The organism is Paenibacillus sp. J45TS6 (assembly GCF_018403285.1).
In the GTDB taxonomy this organism is placed as follows: domain Bacteria; phylum Bacillota; class Bacilli; order Paenibacillales; family Paenibacillaceae; genus Paenibacillus.
The window spans coordinates 167,350-178,306 of sequence record NZ_BOSJ01000010.1; the positions used below are offsets into that span (position 1 = coordinate 167,350).

The following is a 10,957-nucleotide window of genomic DNA, read 5'->3' on the forward strand; positions in this document are numbered from 1 at the left end:
ATTATTTGAAACTATCATATATCCTATATGAATTAATTAATCCTAGCGATAATCAAATCCCTTCATACTTTAACCAAAATAAAGTCTACAACTATCCCTCCAGCATTTTATGCCGAAGGGATCAAGCAGAAATTGACTGAGTTATTTTTGTTCAAATATGATAACCGTTTTGGGATTTGCCATGTATTCTACGGGGGATCCTAACAACTCAGACACTAAGCGTACGGGTATAAACGAACTATTCTTCTTCAACAGTAATGTCGCATCAAATGAAACGGTTTCTCCATTTACAGTTGCTTTCTTCTCATTCACTATCCAACGGATCGTCGTGTTGTCTTTGCTGATCGTTACCTCTTTTTTGCTTTGGTTCCACCCTACCTTCGAACCCAATCGCTCTGAGACAAAACGAATCGGGACATATGTTCTGCTCGATGCTATAAACGGGGCTTCGCTTAGCACAAAGGATCTCTCCCCTACATAAGCAGTTCTACTCCCGATCACTAATCGCTGAGCTTCCAGTTGGGAGGATCCATCTCCACCGAACTTGTTGAGAAGTTGATACGTTTTGGTCGTACTTCTTAGATCCAAATAGTTACCGCTTAAATCCAACGCGTATCTTATTGCTCCCGTATCATAATGAGGAGAACCGAACGTATGATTTCGAATGGGATCCAAATTCCATACACGGTTATCTGCTAGATATAAATAATGAAGTTTGCTGAGGGATTTCAATGGCTCAAGATTGTAAACCAAATTAGAGTTTAGATTCAAGGAAGACAGGTTAGCCATTTTTTTCAGTGAATCTAGATTCTTGATCTGATTGTTTTCCGCGGAAAGAGCCCCCATTTGTGTCATCCCTTCAAGCGCACGGAGATCCGAGATTCCATTGCTTCCGATGTTAAGGGTCATTAAACTTTTGGATAGCGGCTTAAGTGGACTCAGGTCCGAGATCCGATTTCTCGCTAGTTCTAAATTTTTTAGCTTGGTTAGTTTGCTCAAGGGCTGGATTTTCGATATCTGGTTCCCGTTCAATTTTAACCATGTTAATTCTGTGGCCGATGATAAAGCCGTAATGTTCGAGATTTGATTATCGTCCGCTTCGAATGTATGCAGACGCCCAAGCTGCTTGATCACATCAATCGACGAAATTTGGTTTCGGTTTACTATTAACATTTCCATATCCGTCATAACGGACAAATCCTGAATTGAAGCGATCTGATTGCCGGAAATATCAAGTTCGCGAATCTTAGTCAATGGCTTGAGTGGCATGATATCGTCAATTTCATTATTGGACAAGTCAAGATATCTCAAATTTGAAGCGTATTGCAAGCCTTGAATGCTTTTAATTCCTCGTCTTGAAAGATCAAGTAAGGTTAATGATTGCATATCTTTCTGCGTAACGGCCGCAGTCTCGTCCTTTTCTAAAATCTGCTTTATTGCTTGCTCCAATTGCTCGTCCTGAAAACTTATGTCCAGTGAAGCCTGCTCCATATATGCCCTTCCTGGTAAGCTGACCAAGATCACCAGAACTAATACTAGGCCTGATAAAACCTTATTCATTACGTTCCTATCTCCCCTCTTCTACTGATGTCTAATGATAGTGACGTTAATTATTCATAAAAGTTGCTCTCCAATTTTTTTCCATACTGCCCATAAGACGATAGTATAGGACACTGAAGATTGATTTGTGGTTACAATGTTTTTGTCACATGACATTTAGTGTCATACAAATACACCATAAACCATATAGCTCGATTTTTCGTTCTGTTTTTTTATAAGTTCCCATTCCTTTTGCAGTAAAAAAGCAATTCGGATTTAATCCGAATTGCTTTTTCTTTGAATACTGGTGCTCCGGTACCGCCAACGGAAAGGCCAAGCGATGTCAAACCCTTTTCAAGTGCCGGCTTTATCATTCATCCTGGATTCCCGGCAACTCATAACGTTGTTACAAATGGCAATCCTAAAACATCAGCTATTGTTCCGCGTTTTTATTAATTACTCCTTTAATCCTTCTAACTCCAGCAGCAGAAGATTGTTCTTTTTTAATACTGAACTTTCCTAAGTTTGTTGTATCTTCTACATGAGGTCCTCCACATACTTCTCGACTCCAAACTTTCCCTTCGTTATCTTTGATTGTATACACCTTAACGATATCCGGATATTTATCCCAAAAATTCCCTTCAACATTACTTTCTTTCGCTTCAATTTTAGGCATCTCTGAAATATAGGTAATTGCTTTTGACGAAATCGCATCATTCACATACTTCTCCACCGCAGCTATTTGCTCTGGCGTAAGTTTTTCATCATGGTTGAAGTCAAACCTTAATCGTTCTGAAGTAATATTACTTCCTTGTTGATGAACATGATCACCCAAAACTTCCCTTAAACCAGCAAGTATTAAATGAGATACCGTGTGCAGCGCTGTTGTTTCCGTTGAATGTTCAGCTAATCCACCTTTAAATTTACCCGCAGAAGCAGTTCTGCTCTTCTCAGCATGTTTCTTTGCCGCCTCTATATAAGACGTCTTGTCCTCCATGCTATATCCACTTTCAGTTAGAAACTCTTCCGTCAACTCCAAGGGAAACCCATATGTTTCGTAAAAATAAAAGGCATCTGCACCTGTAACTTTACCCTTATTCTTAAGATGTTTTTGTATTTCAAATTCTCCTTGCTGTAAAGTTCTATAGAAAAGATTTTCTTCCTTATTTACGATTTCGATAACTTTCTTTTTATTACCGATCAAATCTTCATAAGCTGTTGCTTCATCTATATAAACTTCAGACAACTCACCCACAAAACTTCCTTGTATACCTATTTTTTTACCTGCACGAATCGCCCTTCTTAATAACCTTCTTGTTATATACCCTGCATCACTATTAGCTGGCTCCGCACCATCATTAATTAGAAAAGTAGCCGCTCTCACATGATCAAGTATGATTCTAAACGACTTTAAATCGTCAGTATATTGTTTACCACTTAACTCCATCAGTTTTTTCTTGGGATTAAGGAAGAAAGCCGTATTATAAATATCCTTGTCACCATTAAGGGCTGTTGCAACCCTTTCTAATCCACCTCCATAATCAATATTGGGATTTTGCATTTTTACAAATCCTGTGTCTTCTTTTTTATAACACATAAATACGTTGTTCCCAATTTCTAAAAACCTCTCGCTTACAGAAGCAGGATGATCCAATGAATCACCGCCTGGTTCAAGATCATAGAACATTTCACTATCAGGCCCACCCGGTTCACCAACAGGCATATCCAATGGACTTCCGGATCGACTCCACCAATTTTCTTTTTCATCGTATAGGAATATTCTTCCGCCTCTAGATGCCCCATATTGATAGGGATCATCTTCAATGATAGGTTCTATACCAACGGATTTAAATTTTTCTGACCAGATTTGAATGGCTTCCGTATCTTTCTGTATATTCAAATCATCACTTCCTATAAAAGCACTGATATACAGCCTGCCAGGATCAATCCCTAATTCGATAATATGCCAATTCCAAATGGCATCGATTTGCTTTTTCTTATAGTTACTTTCATCTGCTTTAAACTCCCATCGACCTATCATTTCAAAAAATGTCAGATGCGACGTATCTCCTACTTCATCAATATCCACTGTTCTTAAACACTTCTGGATATTAGCAATCTCATTACCTATCGGATGCTTTTCGCCCAATAAATAGGGAACCATAGGTTGCATCCCACTTCCTGTAAACAACGTTGAGGGATCATTCTCTGGTAACAAGCTAGAAGAGGGCACTTGGCTAGCCCCTATTCCTTTCATAAAATCAATATATGATTTTCTTAACTCATCTGGTGTCATTTTCACCATGCTCAATACCTCCCATTTCAATTATTATTAATTCTCAGAAAAATATTTTTCAAATATTCAAACGAGAAGAATTAAAACAAAAAAGCCCTAAGCTGACATATTTCTTGTCAACTTAGGGCGAACTATTATGTCCGTGTTACCACCTAATTTCAGATTTCTCTGCACTCTATCAATACGGGATATCTCCGATATTGTTTCCTGAATAACGGTGGAACTCCGTTGAAGCCTACTAAGATTCCTCTGTTCGGTTCACAGCTCCGAGACTGCTTCACTATTAGATCAATGAAGATTCGCACCAACCATCTTCTCTCTGTGAGATCCCTAATAGCTACTATTTCTCATCATAGCCTTTTCGTTTTAAGTTAAACCAATGCTATCACACTCAACTTATTCTGTAAATTAATTCCACTATTTTTTATAAGGTAATGATTTTCCTTGAAGGCTCGATGCCGAAAAGAAAACGGAGGTAAAACACATGAGAAAGACAGCCAAGGATCTTCGTGGCCGTCTTTCTCATGTGTTCGTTTCTTCCAAGCTTTTGTTGGCTTGATGGCAATTATGCAATATCAACCATCGCAACATGTTTTTTCATAGCGTTCATTCCTCTTTTGACCCCGATGCAGCGGCATGTCCTGTAGGTCGATTTCACTTACCTCGTTACATCCTCCACCGTTGTATATCTCACTTCTGAGTGTCTGCAAAACCAGACTCTTCACATCATGTGACCATTATTTGAAGAGATTACGCCTGTCAATAACGCAAATACATTCAAGAGCAATCTGTCACCTAGTCTGACTATTTCATCTGTTCCTGAACCCAGATCGCAGAACCGGCCAGCATCTCCATCAATCCGTTAAAATGAGGCGCTACCTCCTGAAATGGATAATCTCCTGCATAGTCGTGGATAAGTATCAAAACTTTACCCGAATTCCGTTCCAGAACAGCAATACTTCCTTCTCCAAAACCGCCAATCGGGAACGGATTCAGGTCTTCAGGCAGGTCGCATTCTCTCTTATACTCTTGATATGCTTCCACAAATGCAGGGTACGCCCAGTCCAATTCCTGTACGGAATAGAGCGCAGGATCACCGAAGTTGCAGGCACCGTAGTACAGCAATAGGTCTCGGTACGACTCGGGAAGAATAACGTTGTACTTTTTCTCAAAATCAACGATCGCCTGCTCCGATTCCCGCGTACAGCTCATCCCCATTTCGGTCTGATATGCCTGATTCAAAAGAATCCGAATTGGTTCTAATGCCGCTGATTCCATGAAACATCCTCCTTTTATAGGTGAGATAAAGCCTGTCATCATTGTACGATGTAAAATATTATTGATTAGGCCCTCGATCTAACGAATTCGAGTTCGTCTCTTACTGTTAATAACAATACAACTCTGATAGGGTTTTATGAAATAGAATTTTTTAGCCTTCGTTATTCCTGGTTGTCATCATCTCCAGCAAGCCACGTAATGCGGCCGATAGATGTTTCACTATGGGCATGTACAAGTTCCACTTCTAACCTACAGTATAGCTCTACTCATCGACGTTATTATAGAATTCTGATCAACCACGATTAATATATCGTAGCCGAACATAATACGCCGGCTGCAGTTGTGTTGCCTGGACTATAGTCTCCTCTTAACTCAGTTCTCTACCTATGACAGCGGATTGTTCTTTAAAATACATTAAAGCTGCACAATAGTTTAACCACAAAAATTCTGCCGGCTCAATCGGGAGAATTTTTGCATAATCGGCCCACGTAGCACTTAATAGTGCTCTCGAAAAAGGATTAATAATTCGCAAACTATACTGTATCACCAGGTAGATAAACGAATTACGTCAATCGTTCAAATTATTTTATTTTATATTTGCAAAGTAAAATGCTACAATGATGAAATCTTTTTAATTTTGATCGGAGGCAGACCGTTGTAAAATCTCATTCCTTTTCCTGAATTAACTGAATATAGGGAAGGATGGGTCTAATGCTAACAAAATCATTTCATAGACTCTGGCTTAGTCAAGCTCTATCTATTTTAGGTGACACATGGTATATTTTAGCGCTTGTCGTTACGCTATACCATGTATCTGGTTCTGCCACCATAACCGCTTTGTACCCACTCCTCAGAGCTGCTGGTATGACAGTCGGTAGTATATCGGCTCCTGTTATCATGCGTAAGCTGCGCTTGAACCGTCTACTTGCTACTAGTCTTGGGGGACAAACTCTTGGCTTGAGCTTGCTGACCATATATATGCTACTAGTTGGTGAAGATAATCTCAATATTTCAATATTGGTCGGGATAGTTTTCGGAATATCTATTCTGGAGGGTGTGGCGGTTCCCGTGAGATCGTCTCTTGTTGCTCTAACCGTACCTGAAGCTTCGCTGCTCAAAGCGAACAGCATTCTATCGGGTATTGTACAATCTTGTTCTCTGGCCGGATGGGCGTTCGGATCAATGACGGTCAGTTGGCTCGGTGCAAGCCAAGTGCTGCTCCTTTCAACTGTGCTATTGGGTAGTGCTTGCTTATCATCCTGCATGATAAGTAAAGTCAGAAACAACACACACCAAACTCCAGCCGGTTCTTGGAGACGCTCGCTTCAAGATGGATGGCGGAATTATTTTATGTTACCGAAGTTACGTGTCTTGTTATGGATGGATTTTTGGGAAGGCTTATTTAGAGGTGTATTCGCTGGGGCACTATTGCTCGTGTTCGTAGGCGAACGATTACATGTTGGTTATGTATGGTGGGGTTGGATGAACGGCGCTAATTTAGGTGGTTTCGTTCTTATTAGCATTCTTATGAGCCGCTTATCGAACGGAATGTGGAATCTTGGGCTCATGCTAGCTGTAGGCAGCGGATGCGTTGCTGCACTAACACTCGGCTTCAGTTTTTCTACTAGCCCGCTGGCGACACTATTTATCATGTTCGCAATTGGGGCTTCCCAAGCCATAAAAGATTTAGCGGAACGTACTTCTTACCAAACAAGCGTTCCAGCTTCAGAGCTGCCACCGTTATTTGCCGCCCAATCATCACTTACCTCAATTTTATATGGAGTATCTTTATTATTATCCGGCTGGCTAGCGGATACCGTAGGAATTCAAATGCTATATATCTATGCATCGGTTGGATTTTCCCTTTCCTTCGTGGGTGCTCTTATGTACCGAAAGAATGCACTGCAAAAAAACAGAACCAACGATACAGAAGACACATCCATTAAGGAGTTAATGAGGTTAGACTTATAATATTTGTTTTGTCAGCTTGATGTGTAGTACCTTATGATCAGGTTATCCAGAACTTACTGGATGGCCTTTTTTTTTATAGAAAAATGTGATCCCTATGCGTATGCTTTTGTTTTCTGAAGATTAGATTATTGCGTAACCTGAGCGATTGCATTGACAAATTTTTTGACTGATTCATTGGCTTCTTTGGAATATAGTAAGCCAAAAGGTACGCTGGTTCCATTCCATTTTAGAGGAATAGTAATGAGTGAAGGATGGATATTGGCCCAACTATCTAACGTTAAAAGAACACTCCCTGTTTGTGCACAGCGGTTAAAAACTTCTATATCATAAAAATATGCGGTATCAATAATTTGAATAGTTGGATGGTTTTCTTCAATATATGCCCGAAATTCATCATTGGGATTGCTGTCTCCCGCCCGAACCATCATTAAATGTTCCTCATGTAAATCTTCTAAATTAATAATCTCCTTAGTAGCAAGTGGGTGATCTGATGATACAGCACAACTTAGCTTATATTCGCTTAATGGGTAAAGATTACAATGCTCTAACCACTGATTTGAACCAAAAGCACCAATAATACAATCGAACTGTGTTCCCAGAGACTTTATCGTATCCATAATTGTATTTTTATTATCATCAAATGGAATGATTTGTAATTTGAATTGCGGAAAAAGTTCACTGACTTTATTCCAAATAGGAATAAATGATTTAACTGGATTTAAAAAAGAACTACCAATTCGTATGATATATGGTGAATCAGCAGCTATTTGACGGGCTTTTTGAACAGCATTTCGAGACAGACTTATGATTCGTTCGGCATCTTCATAATAAGATTGTCCAGCGGGAGTTAATGAAATACCTTGATTGGATCGCTCTACAACAGAAACTCCTAATTGATCTTCTAACAAATTGATTTGCTTCATAACAGCAGTTGTAGAAAGAAATAATTTATCTGCTGCTTTATTAAAACTTCCGCTTTCTACTACTGCAACAAAAATTTCAATTTGACGACTATACATGCAAAGCCTCCGTATAAACCTGTAGTTTAAACTACATTAACTTATCTACTATTCATTGTCAAAAATTTAATACTTATAATGAAATACAGAAACAGAATTAATTAATGTGGAGGAATTGGTATGCAAAAGGTTATTTTAAACAATGGTGTTGAGATGCCTAAGATCGGCTTTGGAGTTTTTCAGATGGAGGATCCACAAATTTGCGAACAAGCAGTCTGTGATGCAATGGATGCAGGATATCGTTTAATTGATACAGCTTCTGCTTATTTGAATGAAGAGGCAGTCGGCAGAGCCATCAAACGGAGTGGTGTACCAAGAGAAGAGCTATTTATTACAACTAAACTTATCATTCAAGAACAAGGCTATAAAGAAGCAAAAGAAGCATTTGATAAATCTTTGAAAAAACTTCAATTAGATTATTTAGACTTATATCTTGTTCACCAGCCATTAGGAGATTACTATGGCTCATGGAGAGCGTTAGAGGAACTATACAAAGAAGGGAAAATTCGAGCGATTGGTGTGAGTAATTTTTATCCTGACCGTTTGATCGACCTCATCCAACACAATGAGATTGTTCCAGCTGTTAATCAAGTGGAGACTCATCCCTTTACGCAACAAATTGAAAGTCAAAAGATTATGAAAGAATTTAACGTACAAATTCAGTCATGGGCCCCTCTAGCTGAAGGGAAAAATAACATTTTTGAAAATGAAAAATTACTTCAGTTGGCAAATAAACATGGAAAAAGCGTAGCACAAATTATTTTGCGTTGGCTTGTTCAAAGAGATATCGTAGTAATTCCGAAATCAATCCACAAGGAAAGAATTATTGAAAATATCAACATTTTTGATTTTGAACTTGATGAATCTGACATGAATCAGATCAGTACGTTAGATACAGGTGAACATTTAATCGTTAATCACCGTGATCCTGATTTAGTCAAATGGTTTGGTACGATAAAATTTGACATTTAATATGATTTATCATAAAAAACCGATTTCCAATAGGATTCGGTTTTTTAATTGAAAGACCAAAGGAGACTAAATGAATGACTAAACAAAATAGCCTACTTATCCTAATTTTGACCGTAGGAGTTTTCGGTATCCTAACGACTGAAATGGGAGTTGTAGGGATATTACCTTTACTTGCTGAGCATTTTGATATCACAGTATCTACAGCAGGGCTGCTAGTGAGTCTCTTTGCACTTGCTGTAGCCATATCTGGCCCCATCATGCCGTTATTGTTTTCAGGTATCAACCGCAAGAAGGTAATGCTTCTTGTTCTGGGTATTTTCATTGTAGGTAACATTGTCTCCATATTTGTATATAACTTTTCCCTATTGTTACTTGCTCGTGTAATCCCAGCCTTTTTTCATCCAGTTTACTGTTCGCTGGCTCTGACAGTAGCTGCTACGTCCGTTAGTAAGGAAGAAGTACCAAAGGCCGTTTCTAAAGTGATTTTGGGTGTAACTGCAGGGATGGTACTTGGTGTACCAATTACAAACTATATTGCTAGTTCCAGTTCACTGGAAATGACTTTTGTTTTCTTTGCCATCGTAAATGCGATTGCCTTCATCGCTACATTGATATTTGTTCCCTCCTTACCTGTTAAAGAAAGACTTTCATATGGAGCTCAAGTAAGTATATTGAAGAAGCCGATTTTTTGGTTAGCTATAGCAACCGTGGTATTTATAGGTTCGGCAACTGCAAGTGTGAATACTTTCATCACGGAATATCTTGAAACGGTTACCAATATAACAGGTACAACCTTAACTTTTGCATTACTAGTTTTGGGCTTAGCAAGTCTAGTTGGAAATTTAACAGGAGGAAAATTACTTACTAAAAATGCTATTAAAACAGCCACATTTTTTCCAATCGCATTAGGAATCGTTCATGTTTTGTCATTCGTCACAGGTAAGTTCACTGTCCCTATGATGATCACTATTGTATTGTGGGGGATATTATTTGCAATAGGAAATAATGTTAGTCAATATTGGATTACTTCTGCTGCTCCAAATGCTCCAGATTTTGCTAATGGAATATTTTTAGCGGGTAGTAACTTAGGAACAACAATTGGCACTGCAGTAGCGGGATTTATCATATCAGGAATGGGCACACAATATATCGTATTAGGAGGAATGCTATTTTTGATATTGAGTTTAGCATTTATTGTACTAAGAAACTATATGTTTAATTCGATAACCAAACAAAGCGCTAGTTAACATTGATTATGAAATGATGTTAGACAAGTTCTACAACCTCTTTCACATCAAGCGAATGATGGTTGGAGGAGGCGGAACGATCAATTGGTCTTTTGTACAAAACGGACTAGTTGATGAAGTTAGTGTCATCTTAGCTCCTATCGCAAATGGCGATCCAGAAGCCCACCGGTTCTTCGTCGCAAAAGAACCGTATTCCAGCATTAAAGAAATTGCCTTTAAACTTAAATCCGTTGAAGAATTGGATTACGGAACATTATGGATTCGTTATTCCGTGAGAGAGAATTAGTGTGAGAAACGATAAGTAGGTTAAAACCCGTACTTATCGTTTTTGATTTGAAGGCTCATTTTTAATACCTAACCTCTCGTCTTTACCTTTCAATCCGTGAATCGATATTTGGCGGGAGTGATTCCGTGCTCTCGTTTGAATATACGCACAAAATAGTTTAAATCCATACCTACCATTGTCGCGATCTCACCTACAGACAGCTCTGAATGTTCAGATAAAAGCTCTCCCTCTATGGAGAATCACTTTTCTCTTAAATGCTCATGTTTTCTTAGAATTTTAATGTCTTACATATTTAACAGACATCTTTTTCATGGATCAATATTGAATATAAAGAAAATTATGGAGTTAC

Annotated in this window: 9 protein-coding genes and 1 other annotated feature; of the genes, 4 read left to right on the forward strand and 5 right to left on the reverse strand. The window is 38.6% G+C overall.

Translation table 11 applies throughout. From position 1 onward, the window contains the following. Window positions 1-141: 141 nt before the first annotated feature. From KJS58_RS16070 to KJS58_RS16080, 3 genes are all read right to left on the reverse strand, one after another. Entirely contained in the window at window positions 142-1,560 is a 1,419-nt protein-coding gene (locus KJS58_RS16070; protein WP_213533867.1) for a stalk domain-containing protein, read from the reverse strand. A 412-nt stretch (window positions 1,561-1,972) separates the two neighbouring features. Continuing rightward, complete coding sequence (locus tag KJS58_RS16075; protein WP_213533869.1) at window positions 1,973-3,844, reverse strand: alanine--tRNA ligase; 1,872 nt, start codon at window positions 3,842-3,844, stop codon at window positions 1,973-1,975. A gap of 110 nt (window positions 3,845-3,954) precedes the next feature. Continuing rightward, window positions 3,955-4,198, reverse strand: a binding site (T-box leader). Between the two features lie 441 nt (window positions 4,199-4,639). Then, window positions 4,640-5,113 (reverse strand): SMI1/KNR4 family protein, encoded by a 474-nt coding sequence (locus tag KJS58_RS16080; RefSeq protein ID WP_213533871.1) that lies wholly within the window; start codon window positions 5,111-5,113, stop codon window positions 4,640-4,642. 711 nt (window positions 5,114-5,824) lie between these two features. On the opposite strand from KJS58_RS16080, the gene KJS58_RS16085 reads away from it, so the two are divergent. Next, window positions 5,825-7,084, forward strand: a complete 1,260-nt coding sequence (locus tag KJS58_RS16085; protein ID WP_213533873.1) for an MFS transporter — start codon at window positions 5,825-5,827, stop codon at window positions 7,082-7,084. Window positions 7,085-7,209: 125 nt separating this feature from the next. On the opposite strand, the gene KJS58_RS16090 is transcribed toward KJS58_RS16085, so the two are convergent. Next, window positions 7,210-8,103: a LysR family transcriptional regulator gene (locus tag KJS58_RS16090; protein WP_213533875.1), complete on the reverse strand. Its 894-nt coding sequence runs from the start codon at window positions 8,101-8,103 to the stop codon at window positions 7,210-7,212. A gap of 120 nt (window positions 8,104-8,223) precedes the next feature. Between KJS58_RS16090 and KJS58_RS16095 the strand changes: the two genes are divergently transcribed. The 3 genes from KJS58_RS16095 to KJS58_RS16105 all read left to right on the forward strand — a co-directional run bounded on the left by KJS58_RS16095 (window position 8,224) and on the right by KJS58_RS16105 (window position 10,608). Then, on the forward strand, window positions 8,224-9,075 hold the full coding sequence (locus KJS58_RS16095) for an aldo/keto reductase (RefSeq protein WP_213533877.1): 852 nt from the start codon (window positions 8,224-8,226) through the stop codon (window positions 9,073-9,075). Window positions 9,076-9,149: 74 nt separating this feature from the next. After that, window positions 9,150-10,322 carry an MFS transporter gene (locus tag KJS58_RS16100; RefSeq protein WP_213533878.1) on the forward strand — a complete coding sequence of 391 codons (1,173 nt, stop codon included), beginning with the start codon at window positions 9,150-9,152 and terminating at the stop codon, window positions 10,320-10,322. Window position 10,323: 1 nt separating this feature from the next. After that, window positions 10,324-10,608, forward strand: coding sequence for a dihydrofolate reductase family protein (locus tag KJS58_RS16105; protein WP_283771294.1), 285 nt, complete (start codon window positions 10,324-10,326; stop codon window positions 10,606-10,608). 89 nt (window positions 10,609-10,697) lie between these two features. Here the strand turns inward: KJS58_RS16105 and KJS58_RS25670 are convergent, their stop codons facing one another. Then, window positions 10,698-10,841, reverse strand: coding sequence for a helix-turn-helix transcriptional regulator (locus KJS58_RS25670; RefSeq protein ID WP_213533914.1), 144 nt, complete (start codon window positions 10,839-10,841; stop codon window positions 10,698-10,700). Window positions 10,842-10,957: the final 116 nt, after the last annotated feature.

Coding starts and splice junctions, on each gene's coding strand:
- KJS58_RS16090 (WP_213533875.1), bottom strand. CDS start 8,103: ATGTATAGTCGTCAAATTGAAATTTTTGTTGCAGTAGTAGAAAGCGGA.
- KJS58_RS16080 (WP_213533871.1), bottom strand. CDS start 5,113: ATGGAATCAGCGGCATTAGAACCAATTCGGATTCTTTTGAATCAGGCA.
- KJS58_RS16070 (WP_213533867.1), bottom strand. CDS start 1,560: ATGAATAAGGTTTTATCAGGCCTAGTATTAGTTCTGGTGATCTTGGTC.
- KJS58_RS16095 (WP_213533877.1), top strand. CDS start 8,224: ATGCAAAAGGTTATTTTAAACAATGGTGTTGAGATGCCTAAGATCGGC.
- KJS58_RS16085 (WP_213533873.1), top strand. CDS start 5,825: ATGCTAACAAAATCATTTCATAGACTCTGGCTTAGTCAAGCTCTATCT.
- KJS58_RS16075 (WP_213533869.1), bottom strand. CDS start 3,844: ATGGTGAAAATGACACCAGATGAGTTAAGAAAATCATATATTGATTTT.
- KJS58_RS16100 (WP_213533878.1), top strand. CDS start 9,150: ATGACTAAACAAAATAGCCTACTTATCCTAATTTTGACCGTAGGAGTT.